We start from the raw sequence: 22,898 nt of genomic DNA, 5'->3' as shown, positions 1-22,898 counted from the left end.
TGGGAAATCTGCCGCAAATTTATAATTTTGGTAAAATATTCCGATTGACAACTTCGCTGATTATCGCCACATACAATTGGCCGGAAGCCTTGGAAACCGTGATGAAAAGCGCGGTTTCGCAAAGTGTTCTGCCTGATGAAATCCTGATTGCAGATGATGGTTCTTCGCAACAAACAGCAGATTTAATCCGAAAATTTCAGTCGGAAAATCGGGTGCCGGTTCATCACATTTGGCACGAGGACAAAGGATTTCGTTTGGCGGAAATTCGCAACAAGGCCATTGCAAAAGCGCAGCACGATTACATTATACAAATTGATGGCGATGTTATTCTGCACCGGAATTTTGTGAAAGACCATAAAAATTTAGCGAAGAAAAATTGCTTCATCACAGGCTCACGAGTTTTGCTGTCGGCAGAATTCACGAAAGAGATTCTAGCAAAAAATCAGGCAGAAATATCGCCGTTTTCCAAGGGAATTAAAAATGCACAAAACGCAATATATTTCCCGATTTTTAATAAATTCGCAAAGCCAGAAAACAGTCCGCTGGAAAAAATGACGACTAGAATTCGTGGCTGCAATATGAGTTTTTGGCGGCAGGATTTGCAGGATATCAATGGTTATGATGAAAGTTTTGTTGGCTGGGGCAGAGAAGATTCTGACCTGGTAATTCGGCTGATAAAAAAGGGCTGTTACCGCAGGAAAGTGAAGTTTGCAGCGGTGCAATACCACCTTTACCACAAGGAAAGCAGCAAGGAAAATTTGGAAAAAAACCATCAAATTTTGGAAGAAGCGCTGAAGCGTAAAGGTTTCTGGACGGAAAACGGAATCGTGAAATGAGGCTGCTTCTGATGATGACTTCTCATTTTGGCTTCCACGAAATGATTCGGGAAAGTTTGGAAAAAATGGGCTACGAAGTGACCTACCTTGATGTGCCGGCGTTTCGGTATGCCAACTTTCAGCAGCGCATTGAAAACTTTTTCAGGAAGACTTTTTTTAAAAATAAAAATTTTAAAAACCAACTGAAAACCAATGCGTTAGAAGAAAATATCTTAGCGGAATTAAATTATCCTGAAAACTATTTTGATTACTGCTTGGTAATTCGTCCGGATCAGTTTACGGAAAAAATTGCGGCGCAGCTTCAACATATTTGCAGAAAAACTATTGCTTATCAATGGGACGGATTTTCACGCTTTAACTTGCCAGATGGCCTGGTAAACCGTTTTGATGTTTTCGCAATTTTTGACAAGGATGATTACGATAAATATAAATCAAGATTCAGAAATCTAAAGCTCACCCACAATTTTTATTTTGATATATCAAAAAGTTGCGAGAAGGATTTGGATTTGGTGTATTTCGGAACCTTGGATGACGAGCGGAAACCGCTGCTGAAGCGCTTTGCGAACATAGCCAATGAGCTGAATTTCAAAACCTACTTTAAACTTTTCATCAACAATCAGAAGAAAAAAATTGAAGCGAATAAAAACGGGTTAATCATTGATAATCAAATACTTAGCTACAAGAAAATGGTGAAAATTTCCTGCCGTGCAAAATGCTTGTTGGATTTTAAATTTGATGGACACAGCGGCTTATCTTTCCGGTTTTATGAAGCGCTGTATTTTAGGCAAAAAATTATCACCAACAATCCTACGGCAGAGTTGGTAGATTTTTACCGACCGAATAACATTTTGATTTTCAGCAATATTGAAGAATTGACAAGAGAGAAAATACAAGAATTTCTTTCGAGCGAATATGAAACGGTAGAGCAGAAAATCGTTGAAAAATATTCCTTCGAAAACTGGTGGAACACAATTAAAAATTTATAAAATGCAACCTGAAGAATTACTTAAACAATTGAAAGACAAGAACTTCCGAACAAGCGAGGCGGAAAATCCTGAGCTGGTTTCCGAACTGAAAAAGCTGGAAGAAGCAGGATTAATCCGGATGATGACCTCTGCGGACGATGGCTCAATTTCCGTGGCGATAACCACCGAAGGCTTCAACCTGATGACAAAAATGGAGAATAAAGATTAAGACTGAGGCTTAGGTTAAGTTTGAGTTTGAAACTGAGTAACCGATTTGTAAAATATTCTTCATTAGTTTTCTAAACCTCAACCTTAATCTAAGCCTTAACCTCAAACTCCTTTGAAGTTTCGTATTTTTGCCACAAATTTTTTCTGATGAGCAATGTTCGGGTGCGTTTTGCGCCAAGTCCTACCGGTGCGCTGCATTTGGGCGGCGTGAGAACGGCACTGTACGATTATCTTTTCGCCAAAAATCGGGGCGGCGATTTTGTGCTGAGAATCGAGGATACCGATTCTGCGAGATTTGTGGAAGGCGCTGAGGAATACATTGAGGAAGCGCTGCAATGGTGCGGAATAATCCCCGACGAAAGCCCGAGCAAAGGAGGTCCTTTTGCGCCGTACCGCCAATCGGAAAGGCGAGAAATTTACGACAAATATACCGGGCAAATCCTGCAGACGGACTATGCCTACCTAGCTTTCGATACGCCGGAAGAACTGGAAAAAGCGCGGAAAGCCGCGGAAAGCCGCGGCGAAGTTTTTTCGTATAACTATCAAACACGCAACAACCTACGCAATAGCCTTGCGCTACCAAAAGAGGATGTGGAGCGGTTGCTGGCGGAAAAAACGCCTTATGTGGTGCGGTTTAAAATGCCTTTTGACAGAATCCTAAATCTGGACGACATCATCCGTGGAAATTTCTCAGTAAACACTAACTCTCTGGACGACAAGGTTTTAGTGAAGAACGACGGAATGCCGACTTATCATTTTGCCAATGTGATAGACGACCACGAAATGCAGATTTCACATGTTATTCGTGGTGAAGAATGGCTGCCGTCGCTCGGCTTGCACACACTGCTCTACGAAGCCCTCGGCTGGGAACCGCCAAAATTTGCGCATCTATCGCTTATTCTGAAGCCGGAAGGCAAGGGAAAACTTTCAAAAAGGGATGGCGCAAAATTCGGATTCCCGGTTTTCCCGCTGAATTTTTTTGACAAAGATAGCGGCGAAACTTATAAAGGCTATCGGGATGCAGGCTATCTGCCGGAGGCCTTCATCAATTTCCTGGCGCTGCTTGGCTGGACACCTTCTGGCGACAGGGAAATTCTATCTATGGATGAGATGATTTCCGAATTTGACCTGGAAAAAGTGCATAAGGCTGGCGCTAGATTTAGCAAGGAAAAAGCCGAGTGGTTCAATCATCAGTACCTGCAGAAAACTTCGGACGAGGAAATTCTGCAAATGCTGAAAAAATTGGACGGCGTGGAAAATTCCGCACTCTCTGACGGGCAGATTTTAAAGGTAATTGCGCTGATGAAAGAGCGCGCGAATTTTCCTCAGGACATTTATAATGAAGGAAAATTCTTCTTCCAAAAACCCGAAAGTTTTGACGAAAAAGCCGCAAAAAAAGCGTGGAACGAAGGCTCTGCGGAAATCCTGAAAACATTTTCCCAAAAACTTTCGGACGCGGAATTTTCGCCAGAAAATTTAAAACAGAAAATCCACGAAGTAGCGGAAGAAAAAGCCGTAGGAATAGGCAAAGTGATGATGCCGCTGAGACTTGCATTGGTGGGCGAACTGAAAGGCCCAGATGTTCCAGACATTATGGCGATTTTAGGAAAAGAGGAAAGCCTGGCGAGGATTGAGGCCGCCGTGCCAAGTCTCGGATAATTTGTTTACTTTTGATTGAAGAAAAATTTTGAATGGAGTTTTTGGAGTTTGAAATGCCGGTGAAGGAACTGCTGGAGCAGTACGAGCGCTGCACCGTGCTGAGCAGCGAAAGCGGCGTGGATATGAAGGCGGCGTGCCAAAATATTGAGGATAAAATCGAGGAAACCAAGCGGCAAATCTACGGCAACCTTACGCCGTGGCAAACGGTGCAGCTTTCAAGGCATCCGAACAGGCCCTACACTTTGGATTACATCAACGGTATTGCTGATGCGGGCACTTTCATCGAGCTGCACGGCGACAGAAGCTATGCCGATGACCCTGCAATGGTAGGCGGTTTGGCGAAGGTTGACGGAAATTCCGTGATGTTCATCGGGACGCAAAAAGGCAGAACGACGAAGGAACGCCAGCACAGAAGATTCGGGATGCCAAATCCAGATGGCTACAGGAAGGCCCTACGCCTGATGAAGCTTGCCGAGAAATTCAAAATCCCAGTAATTACCTTCGTAGATACGCCGGGTGCTTATCCAGGTCTGGAAGCGGAAGAGCGTGGACAGGGAGAAGCCATCGCACAAAACCTTTTCGAAATGGCAAAGCTGAGAACGCCCATCATCACCTATATAATCGGTGAAGGTGCCAGCGGCGGTGCGCTTGGCGTAGGTATGGGCAACAAGGTTTATATGTTGCAATACACCTGGTATTCAGTAATTTCACCAGAAAGCTGCTCATCGATTTTGTGGAGAAACTGGAACCATAAGGAAGAGGCGGCCAATGCGCTGAAGCTGACGCCGAAGGATATGCTGAAAAATAAGATTATCGACGGTATTGTGAAGGAGCCGCTTGGCGGAGCGCACTATGATCCGCAGCAAACTTTCCAAACGGTGAAGGCTTCCATCCTGAGCAATATCAAAACTTTTTCCAAATTCACACCGCAAGAACTGGTGGAACAGCGGCAGGAAAAGTTTATTGAAATTGGTGAGTTCAAAGGCTGAGGTCAAGAATAATAAGCTACGATGAAAGTCTTGATTCTTGGTTCTCGCTTCTTAAATCCTAAACCTACTTCAGCGTTATCACAATATCCTGCCTGATGTTTTTGGTGGAGGAATATTTCGCATCGCAAACATTGGTGGTGAGCGTGTAAGTGCCTTTGTCGATGAGGATGTAGTTCTGGTCGTGCGCTTTCACATCCAGGTTGTAGTACTTCTTCCCGGCAAATTTGATAATCAGGTTACACTTCGATTTATTCTCAATCACCACATAGGCTTCGCGCTTGTTCGGGTCATTACTGAAAAGGTGGTTCAGCATATCCACCGTCTTTTTCGTGTGGGCATCGGTATTGCCGCTGCGTATTTCCTTCTTTACATTGCTCGCCATTTTCTCTTTGCTCGTCGGCTCTATTTTCGGCTTCGCCGCATCGTTCCCGTTTAAAACGATGCTCGCAAGTTTTTGGCGGAAAAAAGGTGTCTTCGGATGATCGGGATTGTTTTTTATAAAATTCGCAATCACCTGGGGATCGCTGGATTTTTCAACCTGCTCTGCGGTATATTTAGTTTGGGCAAAAAATGATGCGCTGCTGAGTATAAAGAAGAGCGTGACAGCTTTCTTCATTCCGGAAAATTTCCTGCGTTTTACTGTTATCATAATTTTTAAACGCAAAAATATGAAAATATTTTGCTGATTTTAGTATCTTTGCGTAGCCCAAATCTCAGGGAGGATTTTTAATAAAGTAAAGACAAATATATGTACACACCGGCAGCGGCAGATGTCGCGAAACTAAGAAACACAACGGGTGCAGGAATGATGGACTGCAAAAAAGCCCTAACGGAGGCGGAAGGCGATTTCGAAAAAGCCATCGAAATCCTTAGAAAAAAAGGCCAGAAAGTGGCGGCAAACCGCGCCGACAGAGAATCTACAGAGGGTGCGGTTATTGCAAAAGTGAGCGACGATAAAACGCGCGGCGTAATTATTTCCCTGAACTGCGAAACGGATTTCGTGGCGAAGAACGAAGATTTCACGAAACTTGCCAACGAGCTTGCCGAGAAGGCTTTAGAATTTACAAGCAAAGAGGAATTCCTGGCTTCAGATTTCGACGGCATCACGGTTTCCGAAAAACTTATCGAGCAAACTGGTGTAATAGGCGAAAAAATCGAGATTGGCGCGTTCGAAAAAATCGAAGGGCCATACCTTGGGCACTACATCCACGGCAAGAAAATCGGCGCCATTGTTTCCCTTTCCAAAGATTTCGACAAAGCGGCGGAGCTTTCCAAAGACCTTGCAATGCAGGTAGCTTCTATGGCGCCGGATACATTGTCTTACAAAAATTTCACGCCGGAATTTGTAGCGAGCGAAACCGAGGCAAGAATTGCAGCCATCGAAAAAGATAACGAGGAACTGGTGCGCCTTGGCAAGCCTACGAAGAATGTTCCACGCTACATTTCCTACTCACAGCTTACGGAGGAAATCTTGAAGCAGGCTGAGGAAGATGCTAAGGCGGAGCTTCGTGCGGAAGGCAAGCCAGAGCAAATCTGGGATAGAATTTTGCCAGGGAAAATGCAGAGATTCATCAGCGATAATACGAGCCTTGATCAGGAAAGAGCGCTGCTTGACCAAAATTTCATCAAAGACGAAAGCAAAAAAGTTTCTGACTATGTGGCGTCTTTTGGAGACGGTGTAGAAGTGCTTGGCTTCATCAGGGTGAGCCTTTAATTTAAAATTTTTCACAGCAATGCTCTGCCTTTTTTAGGGCAGAGTTTTTTTATTTTTTGGCAAAACTTTAACAGGCGGTTTTCACCAAATGCTTAGCGTTTGCAGTATTTTTGCCTACTTATGCGGAAGATTTTTGTTGGTTTTTTCCTGATATTTATTGCGCAGAATTTTTTCGCCCAAAATTTCGAAGGGCAGGTAATGATGCGGGAAAATTCCGTGGTTTACCTGAACCATATTGTCGTGACGAATCTTCGCACGATGAAAACTGTGCTTTCAGATAACCGCGGCGTTTTCCGTATTGCCGCGGAAGAAGGCGATGTCATCCGCTTCACCTCGATGATTTCTGAACGGAAAGATGTGAAACTCACTAATGCGCTGCTTCAGTCGGCAAATAATTTAATTGAGCTTCAGTCGCAATTCCGTGAGATTGAGGAAGTTGTAATTACCTTTAAACCTACCGGCGTTTTGAAAACGGATGTTCTGGCGCTGCAAACCAAGCAAAAAGATTTGCAGGTTGCGGAAATCATCGGCTTACCTTCGCCGAAAAACGGCAGCTCGCCGGAAAGCCTGGCTTCGTTGAAAGACGGTGGAATTTCGTTCAGCATTGATGCCATTTACGATTGGCTAAGCGGCGACAGAGTGCGGAAGCAACGGCTGAAAAATCACCAGGAAATGACTGCGAATATTGAGAATATTAAAAAGTATTTCGGTGTGGAATATTTCACCAAACTGAAAATTCCAGAAAGTTTAACTGATAACTTTCTTCAGTTCGTATATCAGTCGGATAATTTGCAGCCTTATCTGGAAAGAAAAAATTTTGAAGGAATAAAACCTCACATTGAAAAGTACCTGCCTATTTATCAGCGAAGGCTCGCTGACTCCAAGTGGCGGAATCAATTTTAAAACTAATGGGAAAAAAGAACAAACTTGCCCGCTTTGCCGAGAACCGCACACTGCCAAATGTGCTGCAGCCTACAAGAGACGAGGCTTTGCAGGGATTTCACCTGAAAGGCAGATGGCGGCAGGAATTTTTCGGGAATGAAAACCCGCTGGTTTTGGAGCTGGGTTGCGGAAAAGGCGAATATTCCGTGGGCCTTGCCAAGGCTTTCCCGGAGAAAAACTTCATCGGCATCGATATTAAAGGTGCGAGGTTTTGGTACGGCGCAAAACAGGCTTTGGCGGAAGAGCTGGGAAATGTGGCGTTTCTGCGCACTCAGATTGAGCTTATCGAATATTTTTTTGCAGAAAATGAAGTGGATGAAATCTGGATTACCTTTCCGGATCCCCAGATAAAATTCCGCCGCACGAAGCACCGCCTTACAAATCCGGAATTTTTGGCGAAATATAAAAACATCCTGAAAAGAGGCGGCATCATCCACCTGAAAACGGATTCAGAATTCCTGCACGGCTACACCATAGGGCTTCTGCAGGGATTAGGGCACGAGATTCTTTCGGCGCACCACGATATTTACGGCGCAGCGGAATACGAACCGGGAACGCCGCTGCTTCGCGAAGTGAAAACCTACTACGAAACGCTTTTCGAAGAAAAAGGCAAAACAATTACCTATATTAAGTTCCGGATTCACTGATGCATGTTTTGTCTTGACAAAAAATAGAATTGCCAGGTCTTTTCAATATGTAGCGAACCACATGCGGCCCTTGAGCGTAGCCCTTTCTGGGTAGCGCAGCGAAAAAAGCGGGAGTACATCTACAGATACGTCAAAGACTAATAATGGAAAAAGTCACCAATTGGCGACTTTTAGAGATATTATAATTTTATGGATTATTTGGTATTCTACCACCTGGAGGCGGAGTAGGATTGCCATTATTAAGCTGTGCTTGTAACTCCAACCTTTCTTCCGGTGTCATAATGGTATTGTCTGGCTTATATACTACATCAGCCAATTCTCTATAAACATCAGACCGAGCGATATATGGCAGGTAAAAAGTATTAGCCCATTTTCTATCTGAATCTGAAAGAACAGTATTGTCCCACCATGTGGAACCATCTTTTTTGGTCATAACCGGAATGGATGTGTCATAAACAAATGATGGATCAAAAACATAGGACGAATATAACATTATTGAATTAAAATCTACGCTGCCAATAGAGTAATAATTAGTTCTTACTTTATCAAAATTAGTTCTTTTTTCGGGACGTATATTTGAATAATTTACTGTAATGAAATTATCCCTATTGTTAGCACTTTGTTCGTGAAAGAGCCCTATAGCATGCCCAATCTCATGAATAGCAACACTTGGATGTTGGTTGCTGGCTAAATTAATGATTTGTCTACCTCCCACTCGTCCCACAAAATCCCATCGGACTTCAGTTCTTCTATGTCACCCTCAGATAGCAGTATATCCCCTAACCAAATGTAGTTGCCATCTCTTTTTTCAATAGTGGTTCCATTTGGGAAGGTAATAAGCTCTGCACTGTTCGCTGGTCGCAAAGGATCGGTTGGATGATAAATACTTTCATCTTCTCTGCTTGTACAGCCTATGATCGTAAGGGCAAGCAGCACTAATTGGAAAAAGTTTTTTGTTTTCATATGAAAAAGTTTTGGTGTGTTTCAAATGTATAAAAAATTTATTTAAATCACAATATTAATTTTTGTTAACATTAATGCCTGTTTTTGTGCACTGTAGCGCGGCAAAAAATCGGGAGTGCTTCAACGGCTCAGTATTGGCTAATAATGGAAAAAAACAAATAAAAAAACCGGCTCTCTATGTAGAGAACCGGTTTTATTGTATTGAAATCTTAAAAGATTAAGCTTCTGTATCGAAATCTTCGTCTGCATCGGCAGTTACAGCCTGCCCTTCTTCTTTAGATTTTTCTTTTTCAGCCTTTCTCTGCGTCTGTCCTTCTTTTACCGCGTCCGAAACTACGGACAGAATCATATCCACTGATTTGGATGCATCATCATTTCCAGGGATCACGAAGTCCACTTTGCGCGGATCGGAATTGGTATCCACGATAGCGAAAACAGGGATGCCAAGTTTCTTAGCTTCTGTTACCGCGATATGCTCTGCCATAATATCTACCACAAAAAGGGCAGCCGGCAGGCGCACCATATCTGCGATGGAGCCTAGGTTTTTCTCAAGGTTTGCACGCTGGCGGTCTACCTGTAGCCTCTCCTTTTTGGACAAAGTTTCGAAAGTACCGTCTTTCTTCATCTTGTCGATAGCGTTCATCTTCTTCACAGCCTTGCGGATGGTCACGAAGTTGGTAAGCATACCGCCTGGCCAGCGCTCGGTGATATAGGGCATATTCAGCTCCTGGGCATGCTTTGCTACGATTTCCTTCGCCTGTTTTTTTGTCGCTACGAAGAGAACTTTCCTGCCGGAACCTACGATCTTCTCGAGTGCCTCGCAAGCCTCATCGAGTTTCACAGCAGTTTTATGTAAGTCTATAATGTGAATACCGTTTTTCTCCATAAAGATATATGGAGCCATATTCGGGTTCCACTTGCGGGTCATGTGTCCGAAGTGCACCCCTGCCTCGAGGAGGTCTTTTACATTTGCTCTTGCCATTGGTTTTTTGTTTTTTAGTTTACTTTCCGCTACTTCGGCAATCAACCTTACGATGAGTGGGAGTAAGGTTTGGATGCTAAACTAAACGGCAGATTGTTTTGCTTTAGGCCAAATGCAGAAGGTTTTAGGCTTCAAGCGGTTAAAGAATTCTTTTAAATGCATACTGCATAAAGCATATTGCTTTCTGCAAAATCTTAACGCTTCGAGAACTGGAATTTCTTTCTCGCTTTTTTCTGTCCCGGTTTCTTTCTTTCCACCATTCTGGAATCTCTGGTAAGGAGGCCTTCAGGCTTAAGGATCAGGCGGTACTCAGCATTAATCTCCGTCAAAGCGCGGGAGATACCCAGGCGGATAGCCTCTGCCTGCCCTGTGATACCGCCGCCGAAAACATTTACAGTAACATCATACTGCCCTGCAGTTTCCGTAAGGAGGAACGGCTGATTCAGCTTGTACACCAGTACATCCGTATTGAAGTATTCCTTCGCATCCTTCCTGTTCACGGTGATGTTTCCGCTGCCGGGCTTTACATACACCCTTGCCACAGAAGTCTTCCTTCTACCGATTTTGTGAACTGTTGCCATATATTATTTAAATTCGTTGATGTTAATGGTTTTCGGCTGTTGAGCTTCGTGCTTGTGCTCCGCGCCTTCGTACAGATACAGATTTTTCAGGATGGCAGCACCCAGCCTGTTCTTCGGAAGCATACCTTTTACAGATCTTTCGAGGATTTTCAGCGGATCTTTTTTCAGCTGCTCCTGCGCGGTACGGAACCTCTGCCCTCCCGGGTGACCCGTGTGCCAGATGTAGGTTTTATCTTCCCACTTGTTACCGGAAAGCGTCACTTTGCCGGCATTCAGCACAATTACATTATCGCCGCAGTCTACATGCGGTGTAAAGTTTGCCTTGTGCTTACCTCTCAAAATCCTGGCAACCGTGGAGGCAAGGCGCCCCAGCGGCTGTCCTTCAGCGTCTACCACAACCCATTCTTTATTAGCGGTAGCCTTGTTCGCTGAAATCGTTTTGTAACTTAATGTATTCACACTTACAAGATTATAGATTAAACATTCCTCTCCCAAATAGAGTGCGCAAAGGTACAGCTTTTTTTTGGATTAACCGCTAAAAGTTTGAAATTTAAGGAATAAAGTTTTCGAGAAATACTTTAGCTGTTTACACAATGATCATTCACCTCAGCGTCTTACGGCTGCTGAGGCTGGCGAGCAGAAAATAAAGCATCACGATGGCAGCGTATTTTATTACCTGCAACACCCAGATTTCTTCGGAGAAAAATACCTGCCCTGCTCCGGCGATCAGCAGCAGCGGTAATAGTGTCAGCAGCTGTTTTTTCCAGAATGGCCAGCCCGGGCGGTCTGCCAGGTACGCCGCCAGCCACGCTGTGCCGAAAACAATAGCAGAGAAGATAACTTCTGAAACACTGGAATTATCCCCACAGAAATATTCTACAAAACCTACCAGAACGGTGCCGGCGGCCACCAGCCATGGGAAAAATTTTGGCATCTTCTTATTTTTGCAAAGTTAAGCATCTGCCGCGGCAGGATTCAATAAACTTTAAAAATAAAGTAACTAGATAATGCGACATAAAACTTTCAGCATAATAGCAACACTGCTTTTACTTATGATCACATCCTGCCGAAAAAAACCTGACGCCCAGCAATTGCGCAACGCTTTGATTAACAGCACTTTGGTGAATTTTCAGCAAGCGATGTATGCAGCGAAGATGGATTCCGTTTTTTCGAAATATGATTTCAACGGCAGCATTTCGGTTTTTCAGGATGGAAATTTACTCTACGAAAAACAGCAGGGTTTTGAAGATTTTAAGCAGAAAACAACCATAGACAGCAGCACGGTTTTTGCGATTGCTTCGCTTTCCAAGCAGTTTACGGCGGTTTTAATTTTGCTTCAGCAGGAAGAGGGAAAACTAAGCGTGAACGATAAAGTTTCTACCTATCTAGCTGATTTTCAAAATATTACCTATCAGGATATTACGGTTCATCAGTTGCTTACGCACACTTCAGGAATTAGCGATTTTGGAAACGGGCTGCTTTCGAAGCCCGGCGAAAAATTCAGCTACAGCAATAAAGGCTACCGGTTTTTGGGCGAATTAATCGAGGAGGTTTCCGGGAGAAGTTTTGATGAAAATGCGGCGGAGCTTTTCGCGAAGGCAGGGATGCACCACACCTTCACGCCGAAAACTTTTGACAATCAAAATTTTGGCAGCGCCTATACCGGAAACGCCGCGCAATACAGCATCGTGGAAAATATGCCTGCACGGCTTGCGGAAAATTCTATCTCAACTTCTGCCGGCGGAATTCTTTCAACGGTGAATGATTTGAACCGATGGAACTTGGCACTTTTCGGCGGAAAAATCTTGAAGCCCGAAAGCCTGAAACTTCTCACCAAGAAGTATGCGTCGCGCGAACACGAAATTCTAGGAAATGTAGGCTACGGCTACGGCATTATGCTGAACCTTACTGCGCCGGAAGCCTTTTTCCACACAGGCTATGTGAAGGGTTCGCCATCGCTAAATATTTTTTACCCGAAGACAAAAACTTCGGTAATCATCCTCTCTAACATTGCGGACGAGCGGAAAAGCAAGAACGGATTTTTCCAGCCGCACAAAGAGATGAAAACCGCTGCAGATGCCGTGGAACTTGCCGCCGAAAAAGTGCGTAGCGAGATGATAAAGAAGGTGGCGCAATAAATTTCGCGATAAGGTGCAAAGTTTGCTAGGTTGAAAAAAAATCCCTGCCAGAAAGCAAGGATCTTGAGATATTTTTTAAAGAAGATTACTTCACTTTAATAACCTTCGCATTCAGGCCGTTCACTTCGCTTGCCACTTTTCCAGATTTATTGTCGGTGGTTTTGTAGTATACTTTCGCATTCACGCCGTTCATTTCCACACGGTTTACCTTGTCAATCCGCACATTTACATTCGAGCCGTTCACGATGATTTCATTGGCAAAACCCTTCACGGTAATGTCGCAATTTGCACCGTTCACTTCCAGCGTTCCGCCGTTCATAGTGATAGATTTCTTCACACCCATTCCATCGATTACCACATGTTTCTGCTGGATTTTTGCAGGAGTTACTTTATCAGCCGCAATTACAGGATGAGCGTTCGCCACCGCAATAGCCGCCATGAAAGACAGGCTTAAAAGCACTTTTTTCATAATTTGAATTTTTAGTTTTTCGGTTGTAAATTTAGCGATATTATTTTTGCAAAATGCATACCGAACCAGAAAAGATTATTCTCGGCATCGACCCGGGAACTACCGTGATGGGCTTTGGCATTATTTCCGTGCAGAAGGGGCAGATGCAGCTGGTGTCCATCCACGAACTTTTGCTGAAAAAATATCCGAACCACGAAACCAAGCTGAAATATATTTTCGAGAAAACGCTGAGCCTGATAGATGAATTTCATCCGGACGAAGTGGCCCTGGAGGCGCCGTTTTTCGGGAAAAATGTGCAGAGTATGCTGAAGCTGGGCAGGGCACAGGGCGTGGCAATGGCAGCATCGCTACACCGGGACATCCCGATTACAGAATATTCACCGAAAAAAGTGAAAATGGCCATAACTGGGAATGGCAACGCCAGCAAGGAACAGGTAGCTGGGATGCTGCAGAACCTGCTGAACCTGAAGGAATTCCCCACGAAATACCTGGATGCTTCGGACGGATTGGCTGTGGCGGTTTGCCATCATTTCAATTCAGGAAATTCCGTTTCCGATAAAAAATATACCGGCTGGGAAAGCTTTTTAAAGGAGAATCCTGGGAGGGTGAGGTAGGTTTTGCAATGTTGCAAAATTCAGTTTACAAGTCTTTACAAATTATTTTTGAAAAAAAATAAAATATTCGTAAATTCACAATAAATTATAAGACCATGTCAAATTATAAGACCATGTCTTTCTTTAATGATTTACTCGACAAGCGAGGAATTAGTGCTAACAGTGTTAAGTCTATCCAGCAGATTATCATTTCGGAAAAGGAATTCACAACTCTTTCTATTCACATTAAAAAAACGCCTTACCTTGCAAGGCTTGATCCGAGAGATGCCAGTTTATATTATGCTTTTTGGTGGCGCTATTTATACAGCGGCGGCACTCCATCGAAAGAAAAAATCTACGAATCGCTCGAACTGAACACCGATTATGGCGCAGAAGATTTCTATAAACATGCGCGGAAAGGTGCTGAAAAAATCGGTATTGCTTGGATCAGAAGGCAGAACAAACTTTACTTCCGCACGCTGCTTTCTCAGGGAGGCCTACCACTAAATCACATCAAAAGTGGTAATAATTACGATTCGTATACCCGTTTTCTTTTAAAATTGCAGAGAAAGAATCCCGACTCGGAGGCTGACATTGAATCCGATTATTTCCTTGTAAAGCTTTTGCCCAAAAGTATGCGTAACGAGTATGTATACCGCAGCAGTCTGGATTTGATTAAAAGTATAAATTCAGATGAACGCTACGATAATCTGGAAGAAAATCTAAGGACACTTTTACGAAACAATATTCAAAACCAAAATGAGAAACGCACCAGAAAAACATCACTGAAGGCGGACTGGATTCTCAAAAAACAAGAAGATACTTATATCGTTTTGCTGGCTACGAATGAACCAGGATCTATGGATGCTAAATCCTTTAAAAATCTCTCTCGGGAGCTTAAAAACATGGATGACCACCTTGCAAATCATTATAATCTTTTTGTGGGAGATTACCTCCTCTGTAGTTTTTATAAAAATATCGGTGGCAAATACAGCCTAACCTGGAGTAATTCTACGATGGTAAGATGGAATAATGAAGACATTTTACCGGAAGTTTTCCTTATGGACAGCAAAGGAAATTCGTACAGAGTTGATAATTTAATAACGCACTTACCATCGACATCGCAGCCCAACTACTGGGGTAAAAGATCTGAGGATGAATACATTCTAGAAAAATCTACCAAAACAGCTTGGGAAGAAGCCCTGCTCACTTTTCCAGAAGGTTTTTCTTCCGAAAAGGAGCAAACTGAAATAATCATCAATGGGCAGAAATTGCAAGCCATTGAAGTAGAAGACTCAGAAACACTGATATACAACGAAACGGGAGAAACCAAGGAATTCAAAACAAACGCACAAACCTTTGATTTCCAAATTATTACCGATATTCTACCTCAGGAAATCATAAAATCCAACCTTCATGTTGTAAAGAATACGATATCCCATATTTATGTGTTTAAAAAAGGTGGGGATGAAAATGAAGTGGATGATGACGATGATGAGAAAACTTTTGAGGCAAGCAAGATCGAATATTCGAAGGACAAAATTAACTGGATAACTCGCAAACGAAAAGAATTCCTACCCTACGGCTTACTATATTTAAGAATTCATTTCGGCAATATGATGGAGGAAGCTGTGGTATTTAACATTGGAAATCTTGAAATTCAAAATCAGGATGCCACTACGGATTCTGCCACTATAAGCTTTCATGCCAGCGCTGATTTTTCTATTGAGCCAAAGCCAAATGAACTCTGGGATATAGAAGAAATCAACAATGGCGAATTTAAGATCAGTTTGACGAACAGGCTAAAAAGCCCGAGAACCCTACGCTTCGCGTTAAAATCAAGGGAAGACAACAGGGCGCTTTTTATAGAAATTGCACCGCCTTTTGAAGGCATCCAAGTGATTGATAATGAGAACAATATTGTAAACCAACGTTCAGAACTAAATATCTCTGACCTTCACGGCTGCAGGCTGGTAAACAGGAAGAATGGGAAAGTTTCTGTAAGAATGAGCAATACCTGCAATGGTGAAATTAAAATAATTAGAGAATGTGCCAAAGGCAATATTCCGATTATAGATTATCTCAATGATTTTCGCAGGTTGTTTTCAATTTCTGATTTGATGGATGATGATTGCAAAATCCTATTTGAAATTCGCGAAAATCACCGCAATAACTTAAGAAGAACAGCCAGTTTTAACATTGGCCGATACAATAACAGATTGGAACAAAGCTGCGAGAACGACGAAACTCTTCTGCGTTTTGAAAGGGAATCCGAGGCGGATCTTATCGCCATTCCTTTAGATTGCAGCGCATCACAGATAGACACTATCTCCCTTGAAAAAACTGATGGTATTTTCCGGTTCCCTGATAACTTGCCTTCTGATAAATTTTTAGTAGTGGAGAGCAATGAAAATGCTCAAAGCACTCTGCTGCCAATTTTTGTAACAACCGACCCGGACAATGTGCCAACAGATGAGCATGATAGGCTTGAAAGAATTAGTAGCTATGCTGACGAGCTTTCGAAAAGCGAAATAGATTCCGAGGCCTGGTATAAGTTCAACATTTATTTTACAACCTGCGATTATTATAAATTACCGTTTGCCGCCTTCGATATTTTACGGACTGTGGCCATAAATCCAAAAGTAGCCGCAAGAGCGTTCTTCTTTTTGAATGAGAAACTGAGAGCGTACCAAAACGCTGAGGAATTTCATAATCAGCTGAGGAAACTGGAAGAAGATACCGGGTTCCTGTTCCACTGGGTTCCGGAAAAAGAATGGATTTCAGCGGCAGGATGGGCTTCCGTGGAAATCTCCGCAGTATTACCCTTCCTGAAAGAAAGCACCAAGGTAGAAATCAATAATATGTGCTATGATATTTTTACGCAGTCAAATATGCAGCATTTAATGCCAACTCCGGCAAACCTTCAAGGGCTAAGGCAAAGACTTGGCAACCAAGTTTTGAATGAAATCCCAAAAACATATTGGTATCTTGAGGAAGTTGATACTTTAATTCATAAAGCTGATGATCACGAAAAAATCCGACTTTTACTAGAAGCTCCTATAGCTGCAGCCCTTTCCATCAAGGATAAAAACCGAAAAATTTGGGAGAATTCTATAGATGGTTTTAAAATCCGCCGAAACTACCTCTATGCAAGAGAAATGGATAAAAACTGGTACAATCAAATACTTTTGTATTCCATCAACAAACTGCAATAAAAATGAATTTCGATAATTTCTACAATAAAGTTGATGGCAGGCTGAAAGATTCCATCAACGCACTTTGGGCAATGGGTGATGCAGAAATGCAGCGCTACCTGGAATATCTTTTCAAAGATCAGCCTCTGCTTGCAGAGCCAGTGCTGCAAAACACTTTTCCCTGGGAAAGTGCTGAAAAGCTTATGGAAGAATATGCACCTGAGATTTTTGAGAAAAATTTTATTTCCGCCATTGATAAGGTAAAGGGTGAGTACCGCTTTCCAAAAGACAGAAAGCCTTACAAGCACCAGGTTCAAAGCTGGCAAAAACTGCTTAATGAAAAAAAATCCATAGTAGTAACTACAGGAACAGGCTCTGGGAAAACAGAATGTTTTATGTTGCCTGTTCTCCAAGATTTATATGCCAACTGTAAAAATTCCAACAGCATTAATGCGATATTCCTCTATCCGCTAAACGCCTTGATCGCCAGCCAGCAAAAGAGAATGGATGCCTGGTGCCAAAAACTTGGCGGCATAACATACGCCATGTACAACAGTAAAACTGAGGAGAACAGCAAGAATAATCAAGATTCGCAAGCCTACCCGCAGCTGATTTCCCGGAAGAAAATTAGGGACACGCCGCCAAACATCCTTTTCACAAATCCATCAATGCTGGAGTACATTCTTCTTCGCAGGCAGGATACCCCTATATTGGAGAAATCTGCGGGAAAATTGCGGTGGATATTGCTGGATGAAGCGCACACCCTCACGGGTTCTTCAGCCGCAGAGATGGCACTACTTATCCGTAGGCTTGTGGATGCATTTAAAACAGATATAAAAGATATTCGCTTTGCACTTACTTCGGCAACCGTAGGCAGCGGAAACGATGATGCGCTGAAAAAATTTATGGCAAACCTGTGCGGCATTCCTGAAGAAAATATCGCCGTGATAGAAGGCAAAAGGGTTTTAAATAAAACTTTCGACGAAAACAAACTGGCCGACAGCCGATTTGATATTAAAAAAATAGAGCAACTGCGAAGCGATATAGTTAAGAATAACTTTATGCCTCTTCAAAATCTGGAGACTTATTCACCAGCTAATTTAAGGGATAACCTTCTAAAATCTGCCGACATTATATCGGAAACCGATGCGGTGCCGCTTCGTGCACATTTCTTTCTGAGAAGCTTGGGTGGGCTATTCTGCTGCACAAATCCAAAATGCGAAAAGCATAAAGAGTTTAAGCCGAAGCATATACCCGGAACACTGCACACCATTGCCGCCAAAAATTGTGAATGCGGCTGGCCTTTGCTGGAACTGATCTCCTGCAAATCCTGCGGAAATTATATGATGGAAGGAGAGATTTTTGAACAAGACAAACGAGACAAAATCAGGCAGATTACCATTGAAGATGGAACGGCATTCAACATTCACGAGGAAGAAGACGATGAAGAAATAGACAATATATCTGAGCAAAAAGGAAATAAAATCATCATTTTACCTAATTTGCCAAATAAAAAGTATGCCCATGAATCGTATAGTCCCTGTGCAATTGAAACCGATGGTCGTTTAGATTATGATGGCAAAAGTTTTTTAATCTCTCACCAAGTCCCTGACAGATGCCCATTCTGCGGAGAAAGCGCCGCTAATGCTTATCACTTCAGGATGTCTACCGCCTTCACTAATCGGCTTCTTTCCGATATTATCCTGGGGGAAACGGAAGGAACGACAAATGATGACAAAGCACTTTGGGAAGGTAGAAAATATATTTCCTTTACTGACAGCAGGCAGGGGACCGCGAAAATTTCTGCGCTCCAAAATCAAGACACGGAAAAAAACTGGATTAAATCGATGGTTTACCACTTTCTGCTTAAGAACGGGGAAAACCCAAATGCTGATCCAAACTCTATTCTGCATTACCTTCAGAAACAGTTTGATAACGCAGAGAAGCAAATAATCAGAGATCACCTGAAAAAGGAAATAGATAAAGAAAAAGCTAAAGTTAACAATGCACTGCCCAAAATTAATTGGAAGGATTTAATATATAGAATTAATTTGGATAGAAGCAGCGAACTGAAAACCATTTTCTTAAACAACCTGAGTGATAGCAGATTTACATACGGAGATAATTGGAAAGATTTCCTTACCGCATTGCTTTACGACCAATTCGGCAGAAGGCTTCCACGAGAAAACTCTCTGGAGAATCTGGGACTTGTATCATTATCTTACCCTAAAATTGACGCCATTGCCAATCGCCCTGCAATCGCGAATGAACTGGGAATAACTATAGATGAATGGAAAGATTTATTGAAAATTACCGTAGACTACTTCATCAGAGCTAAATTTTATTATAGCATCCCTGAGACAGCTTCACAATTAACGAGCGGGTTCTATCGGAAATATCAAACAGTAAAAGAGGAAGACTGGCCAAAAGCGCAGGAGAACAGCAAGCGGCAAAACAGACTTGTAATGCTTATTTGTGCTGGGCTCGGTTGGCACGATTACGAAGATCTGTCTCCAGAAAAAGTTGACCAAATCAATGTACTTATTATTGAAATTCGCAAAACATTACAAGCGAATTTATTAACAAATACCGGTAAAAATAAGTTTCAATTAAATCTGGAGGAAAAGAGCGAATTCAGCATAAATTCAAAAGCATATTTATGCCCGGTAAAACGGCGGCTGATAGACAGGCATTTCCGCAGTTACTCACCGTGGATTACTGGAGGGCTCACGCCAGAGAATGTAGAAAATTTCAGGATAACTAAAGAAGTTGATATTCCTAAACTGCCCTATCCGTTCAATTTGAATGGTGAAAATGAACAAAATCACCATCAAACGAGGATATGGATTTCTGAAAATTCAAAAACACTCAGAGAGCAAGGCGTTTGGAGCGACCTTCAGGAAAGAGTTTTGGATATAAAGCCATTGTTCTTGGCAGGAGAGCATTCTGCTCAACAAAGCGACAAAACATTAAAGAAACTTGAAGAGCAGTTTAACGAAGGTAAGCTGAACATCCTGAACTGCTCCACCACGATGGAAATGGGTGTAGATATTGGTGGGATTTCCACGGTGCTAATGAACAATGTGCCGCCAGGCCCTGCAAACTATCTTCAGCGAAGCGGTAGAGCGGGAAGGCGCCAGGAGCAGAAGTCTCTTGCCGTTACCATTTGCACTCCTAATCCTATTGGGTATAATGTTTTCAACAATCCTAAGTGGGCGTTGGAACACGAGATTGCACCACCTATGCTACAGTTCAGAAGCCCGGAAGTTGTTTCGCGGCACATCAACGCACTGCTGTTTGGAAAATTCATCCAATCAAAAGAGATTGGTGGCGTAAATGTGAAAGACAGCATTGACACTTTCTTCTTTGGCATTGAAGGTGCAGAGCCGCTGGCAAACAGATTCTCTGATTGGTTAATCAATTTGAAAGATACCGAGTTTTCTAATGAAATAGAAAAGCTTACAAAAGGCACACCTATGGCAGGCCTGAAAAATTCAACATACATTCATAATGTAAAACAAAATTTTGAGAAACTAAAAAACAAGGCTGAAACCAGAAAAACGAATTTCGAAAATACACTGCAAAATCTTAGGAGAGAGTATGGAGAAAATTCTCCAGCTTACAAAGCGGTAAATTTTCAGTTGGGGCGGTACTTAAGTAGGAATGCCCTTACTAACCTGGTAGAAGAAGGTTTCGCGCCAAGCGCAGGAATTCCTACGGGCTTAGTAGAAATTGAAACCACCACGATAAATGATTTAAAGAAAAATCAGAACAAAGAAAATCCGTCCTACCACATTACAAGAGCCTTGGCCGCCTATGCACCAGGCAATGAAATTGTAATAAACAACTGGAAATATATTTCGGGAGGAATTATTTCCCAAAACATCTATGGCGGACAGGATAGGCACGCCGTGGTACAACAATGCAGAAAATGCGGCTACCAAAGAGTTGTAGAGGGCGACCAGGAAAACAACATACAACAACCTTGCGCCAATTGCCAACACACAGACTTTGTAGGCATATCTATGGCAACTAGAGGAGCCGGAACTTTTACAGAACTGATAGAGCCCGCCGGTTTTGCCGTAGATTTATACAGCGAAAAATCACGAAAAATAAAAGAAACTACCAGTCTAAGCACGGTAGAGCCGCTACTGCTAAACATTAAGCCTTGGGCAAACGATGAATCTTCACTAATCGATATCAGAGAAAGCGATAGGAATGCAGAAATACTATACTACAATAAAGGTAAGGGCGATGGTTTTTCAGTATGCCTGGTTTGTGGGAGAGCATCACTTGACCCGCAAAAACTGGAAAGCCACCGAAGGCTGAGAGGTGGTAAAGATCAGGATGGCACGATATGCAGCGGAGATGGCAACAGTATAAAACATAATGTAATTCTTGGCGGAAGATTCCAAACAGATTTTGTGGAAATCAGAGTGAAAAATGAAGGGAATAATTTTTCCAACGATGAAAAGCTGCTGTATTCCTTAGGCGTTATGTTCACAAAAATGCTTGCTGAATACTTGGCTATAGACGAGCAGGAGCTCAGTTTCAACCTCAAACAGTATGGCTCCTATTCATCTCTGTTCATTTTTGATACAGCAACCGGCGGTGCAGGATATGCGCCACAATTCTCACTATATCTTGAAAAAATTCTGGAAAAATCACTAAACAAACTTGAAAACTGCGATTGCCAGACTGCCTGTACCAAATGCCTAATCGATAGAAATTCAAATCATCACCTTAATTGGCTGGACAGGCACCTTGCTATCGATTGGCTTAAGCGAGCGCTAGACCAAAGTGTGCCTAAAGAACTTGCCGAAAAAATGCTTGGCATTAAAAAACTTATTGGAAATGTGCGGGATGATATTAACAAATACATCTACCGTAATGATATTGAAGAAATATGGCTCTATACAGACAGCAATTTCGAGCACTGGGATTTGGAATCCTCCAAAATCATAAAGCACCTGAGTGAAAATACCAAAATAAATTTCGTTATAACCGATGAACCTATTTATAGAAATCAGCACGATAAAATTACATTTTTCACTTCAGAAAGATATGGCAACATACTGAAGGTTTCCGGAGAAAACCTGCCTTTGCATCGCGTAGCTATAATGAAGCTAAAGAATGGCGAGTTAATTGGTTATTACGCTGAGGAATTTTCCAATAAACCGGATGAGAATTGGGGAGCAATTATTTCAGGAGCTTCATACATTTTGCACAAAGCATCACTGCCGGAATTTTCCGAAGTGCCAGAGCCTACTTTCAATACCGGAAGTTCTGTAGCAGAAATTTATATAAAAACCCACCAGGAAATCAACTCAGATGAGATTGCAGAAATAGTTTTAGAAGAATTAGCAAAAAAAGGAATCAACTTACAAGATTTAATGGCGGGAAACACTTACCAGGCAGCCTATTACGACAGGTATGTAAAATCTCCCTTCGCTGTGCTGCTAATGCTACAGTTCCTTGAAAAACTAAAAGATAAAACAGGATTCAATTTGGAGAGCGTAAAAGTAAACATCAAGGATTTCGCAAATCAGAAAAAACCTTCCAAATTTTTTCACGAATTTGAAAACTCAGAGGAAAGGGATAAATTTTTAGAATCAATCGCAGAAAATGAATTTGATCTTCCAAATTTTGGATTAATTGAAGGAAACATACCTCACTACCGTTATTTCGAATTTATTAACGGAAGCCAAAAAATAATCATACGGCCTGATGCCGGCATCGAACACGGCTGGATCGCTGTGGAAAATATCGGCTATGACGAAATCTATGCTATTGATAAATTCCCAATAAGGAAGAAAGACAACAATCCAATTCTTTATACAATATCGGTTGAGTAAATGCAAAGTGCTATAATGAATTCTAAAAAATAAATCTTTATAATTCAGTCCATCTTTTGTGGTTTGTGAGAAGGATTATAAAGTACAAAAGATTGAAAGTAAGAAGCAAAAAAAGCCGCAATCTCTGTGGCTTAAATATTAGA

General features: G+C 42.2%; 20 protein-coding genes. 12 read left to right on the top strand and 8 right to left on the bottom strand.

Annotation, left to right across the window (positions count from 1 at the left end; genetic code table 11):
- Positions 1-44 precede the first annotated feature (44 nt).
- The 5 genes from BUB43_RS04425 (at position 45) to BUB43_RS04405 (ending at position 4,677) form a co-directional block, all read left to right on the top strand.
- Positions 45-836 (top strand): glycosyltransferase family 2 protein, encoded by a 792-nt coding sequence (locus tag BUB43_RS04425; RefSeq protein ID WP_073178958.1) that lies wholly within the window; start codon positions 45-47, stop codon positions 834-836.
- The gene (locus BUB43_RS04420; protein WP_073178730.1) at positions 833-1,822 is read left to right on the top strand and encodes a WaaS/CpsH family glycosyltransferase; all 990 of its coding nucleotides are present in this window, start codon (positions 833-835) and stop codon (positions 1,820-1,822) included. Before BUB43_RS04425 ends, BUB43_RS04420 begins: the two co-directional genes overlap by 4 nt.
- A gap of 1 nt (position 1,823) precedes the next feature.
- Positions 1,824-2,030, top strand: a complete 207-nt coding sequence (locus BUB43_RS04415; protein WP_073178728.1) for a hypothetical protein — start codon at positions 1,824-1,826, stop codon at positions 2,028-2,030.
- 146 nt (positions 2,031-2,176) lie between these two features.
- A complete protein-coding gene (gltX, locus tag BUB43_RS04410; protein ID WP_073178727.1) occupies positions 2,177-3,688 on the top strand; it encodes a glutamate--tRNA ligase in 1,512 nt (503 codons plus the stop codon).
- 32 nt (positions 3,689-3,720) lie between these two features.
- The gene (locus BUB43_RS04405) at positions 3,721-4,677 is read left to right on the top strand and encodes an acetyl-CoA carboxylase carboxyltransferase subunit alpha (protein ID WP_073178725.1); all 957 of its coding nucleotides are present in this window, start codon (positions 3,721-3,723) and stop codon (positions 4,675-4,677) included.
- A gap of 64 nt (positions 4,678-4,741) precedes the next feature.
- Here the strand turns inward: BUB43_RS04405 and BUB43_RS04400 are convergent, their stop codons facing one another.
- The gene (locus tag BUB43_RS04400) at positions 4,742-5,293 is read right to left on the bottom strand and encodes a DUF6759 domain-containing protein (RefSeq protein ID WP_073178957.1); all 552 of its coding nucleotides are present in this window, start codon (positions 5,291-5,293) and stop codon (positions 4,742-4,744) included.
- Between the two features lie 132 nt (positions 5,294-5,425).
- Here BUB43_RS04400 and tsf point away from each other — a divergent pair, with 132 nt between their 5' ends.
- From tsf to trmB, 3 genes are all read left to right on the top strand, one after another.
- Positions 5,426-6,391 carry a translation elongation factor Ts gene (tsf, locus tag BUB43_RS04395; RefSeq protein WP_073178723.1) on the top strand — a complete coding sequence of 322 codons (966 nt, stop codon included), beginning with the start codon at positions 5,426-5,428 and terminating at the stop codon, positions 6,389-6,391.
- 120 nt (positions 6,392-6,511) lie between these two features.
- On the top strand, positions 6,512-7,294 hold the full coding sequence (locus BUB43_RS04390) for a hypothetical protein (RefSeq protein WP_073178721.1): 783 nt from the start codon (positions 6,512-6,514) through the stop codon (positions 7,292-7,294).
- Positions 7,295-7,299: 5 nt separating this feature from the next.
- Positions 7,300-7,980: a tRNA (guanosine(46)-N7)-methyltransferase TrmB gene (trmB, locus tag BUB43_RS04385; RefSeq protein ID WP_073178720.1), complete on the top strand. Its 681-nt coding sequence runs from the start codon at positions 7,300-7,302 to the stop codon at positions 7,978-7,980.
- A 187-nt stretch (positions 7,981-8,167) separates the two neighbouring features.
- On the opposite strand, the gene BUB43_RS04380 is transcribed toward trmB, so the two are convergent.
- From BUB43_RS04380 to BUB43_RS04355, 6 genes are all read right to left on the bottom strand, one after another.
- A complete protein-coding gene (locus BUB43_RS04380) occupies positions 8,168-8,704 on the bottom strand; it encodes a M12 family metallopeptidase (RefSeq protein ID WP_073178718.1) in 537 nt (178 codons plus the stop codon).
- Positions 8,668-8,943: a hypothetical protein gene (locus BUB43_RS04375; RefSeq protein ID WP_073178716.1), complete on the bottom strand. Its 276-nt coding sequence runs from the start codon at positions 8,941-8,943 to the stop codon at positions 8,668-8,670. Before BUB43_RS04375 ends, BUB43_RS04380 begins: the two co-directional genes overlap by 37 nt.
- 217 nt (positions 8,944-9,160) lie before the next feature.
- Positions 9,161-9,925: a 30S ribosomal protein S2 gene (rpsB, locus tag BUB43_RS04370; protein WP_073178955.1), complete on the bottom strand. Its 765-nt coding sequence runs from the start codon at positions 9,923-9,925 to the stop codon at positions 9,161-9,163.
- A 194-nt stretch (positions 9,926-10,119) separates the two neighbouring features.
- A complete protein-coding gene (rpsI, locus tag BUB43_RS04365) occupies positions 10,120-10,506 on the bottom strand; it encodes a 30S ribosomal protein S9 (RefSeq protein ID WP_073178714.1) in 387 nt (128 codons plus the stop codon).
- A gap of 3 nt (positions 10,507-10,509) precedes the next feature.
- Complete coding sequence (gene rplM, locus BUB43_RS04360; RefSeq protein WP_073178953.1) at positions 10,510-10,965, bottom strand: 50S ribosomal protein L13; 456 nt, start codon at positions 10,963-10,965, stop codon at positions 10,510-10,512.
- Positions 10,966-11,107: 142 nt separating this feature from the next.
- The gene (locus tag BUB43_RS04355) at positions 11,108-11,440 is read right to left on the bottom strand and encodes a hypothetical protein (RefSeq protein WP_073178712.1); all 333 of its coding nucleotides are present in this window, start codon (positions 11,438-11,440) and stop codon (positions 11,108-11,110) included.
- 118 nt (positions 11,441-11,558) lie between these two features.
- Here BUB43_RS04355 and BUB43_RS04350 point away from each other — a divergent pair, with 118 nt between their 5' ends.
- Entirely contained in the window at positions 11,559-12,644 is a 1,086-nt protein-coding gene (locus BUB43_RS04350) for a serine hydrolase domain-containing protein (RefSeq protein WP_083541143.1), read from the top strand.
- Positions 12,645-12,729: 85 nt separating this feature from the next.
- Here the strand turns inward: BUB43_RS04350 and BUB43_RS04345 are convergent, their stop codons facing one another.
- Complete coding sequence (locus BUB43_RS04345) at positions 12,730-13,113, bottom strand: DUF3060 domain-containing protein (RefSeq protein ID WP_073178708.1); 384 nt, start codon at positions 13,111-13,113, stop codon at positions 12,730-12,732.
- Positions 13,114-13,166: 53 nt separating this feature from the next.
- On the opposite strand from BUB43_RS04345, the gene ruvC reads away from it, so the two are divergent.
- From ruvC to BUB43_RS04330, 3 genes are all read left to right on the top strand, one after another.
- Positions 13,167-13,727, top strand: a complete 561-nt coding sequence (gene ruvC / locus BUB43_RS04340; RefSeq protein WP_073178707.1) for a crossover junction endodeoxyribonuclease RuvC — start codon at positions 13,167-13,169, stop codon at positions 13,725-13,727.
- A gap of 95 nt (positions 13,728-13,822) precedes the next feature.
- A complete protein-coding gene (locus tag BUB43_RS04335; protein ID WP_159430226.1) occupies positions 13,823-16,921 on the top strand; it encodes a hypothetical protein in 3,099 nt (1,032 codons plus the stop codon).
- 2 nt (positions 16,922-16,923) lie between these two features.
- Positions 16,924-22,755, top strand: a complete 5,832-nt coding sequence (locus BUB43_RS04330) for a DEAD/DEAH box helicase (protein WP_073178703.1) — start codon at positions 16,924-16,926, stop codon at positions 22,753-22,755.
- Positions 22,756-22,898: the final 143 nt, after the last annotated feature.

This window comes from Cruoricaptor ignavus (genome assembly GCF_900141665.1).
GTDB lineage: Bacteria > Bacteroidota > Bacteroidia > Flavobacteriales > Weeksellaceae > Cruoricaptor > Cruoricaptor ignavus.
Note: the sequence above shows the minus strand (reverse complement) of the source record. Positions and strands in the feature narration are given on the sequence as shown.

Coding starts and splice junctions, on each gene's coding strand:
- BUB43_RS04355 (WP_073178712.1), bottom strand. CDS start 11,440: ATGCCAAAATTTTTCCCATGGCTGGTGGCCGCCGGCACCGTTCTGGTA.
- BUB43_RS04390 (WP_073178721.1), top strand. CDS start 6,512: ATGCGGAAGATTTTTGTTGGTTTTTTCCTGATATTTATTGCGCAGAAT.
- trmB (WP_073178720.1), top strand. CDS start 7,300: ATGGGAAAAAAGAACAAACTTGCCCGCTTTGCCGAGAACCGCACACTG.
- ruvC (WP_073178707.1), top strand. CDS start 13,167: ATGCATACCGAACCAGAAAAGATTATTCTCGGCATCGACCCGGGAACT.
- BUB43_RS04375 (WP_073178716.1), bottom strand. CDS start 8,943: ATGAAAACAAAAAACTTTTTCCAATTAGTGCTGCTTGCCCTTACGATC.
- BUB43_RS04400 (WP_073178957.1), bottom strand. CDS start 5,293: ATGAAGAAAGCTGTCACGCTCTTCTTTATACTCAGCAGCGCATCATTT.
- gltX (WP_073178727.1), top strand. CDS start 2,177: ATGAGCAATGTTCGGGTGCGTTTTGCGCCAAGTCCTACCGGTGCGCTG.
- BUB43_RS04350 (WP_083541143.1), top strand. CDS start 11,559: ATGATCACATCCTGCCGAAAAAAACCTGACGCCCAGCAATTGCGCAAC.
- BUB43_RS04420 (WP_073178730.1), top strand. CDS start 833: ATGAGGCTGCTTCTGATGATGACTTCTCATTTTGGCTTCCACGAAATG.
- BUB43_RS04345 (WP_073178708.1), bottom strand. CDS start 13,113: ATGAAAAAAGTGCTTTTAAGCCTGTCTTTCATGGCGGCTATTGCGGTG.
- rpsB (WP_073178955.1), bottom strand. CDS start 9,925: ATGGCAAGAGCAAATGTAAAAGACCTCCTCGAGGCAGGGGTGCACTTC.
- BUB43_RS04335 (WP_159430226.1), top strand. CDS start 13,823: ATGTCAAATTATAAGACCATGTCTTTCTTTAATGATTTACTCGACAAG.
- rpsI (WP_073178714.1), bottom strand. CDS start 10,506: ATGGCAACAGTTCACAAAATCGGTAGAAGGAAGACTTCTGTGGCAAGG.
- BUB43_RS04415 (WP_073178728.1), top strand. CDS start 1,824: ATGCAACCTGAAGAATTACTTAAACAATTGAAAGACAAGAACTTCCGA.
- BUB43_RS04330 (WP_073178703.1), top strand. CDS start 16,924: ATGAATTTCGATAATTTCTACAATAAAGTTGATGGCAGGCTGAAAGAT.
- tsf (WP_073178723.1), top strand. CDS start 5,426: ATGTACACACCGGCAGCGGCAGATGTCGCGAAACTAAGAAACACAACG.
- BUB43_RS04405 (WP_073178725.1), top strand. CDS start 3,721: ATGGAGTTTTTGGAGTTTGAAATGCCGGTGAAGGAACTGCTGGAGCAG.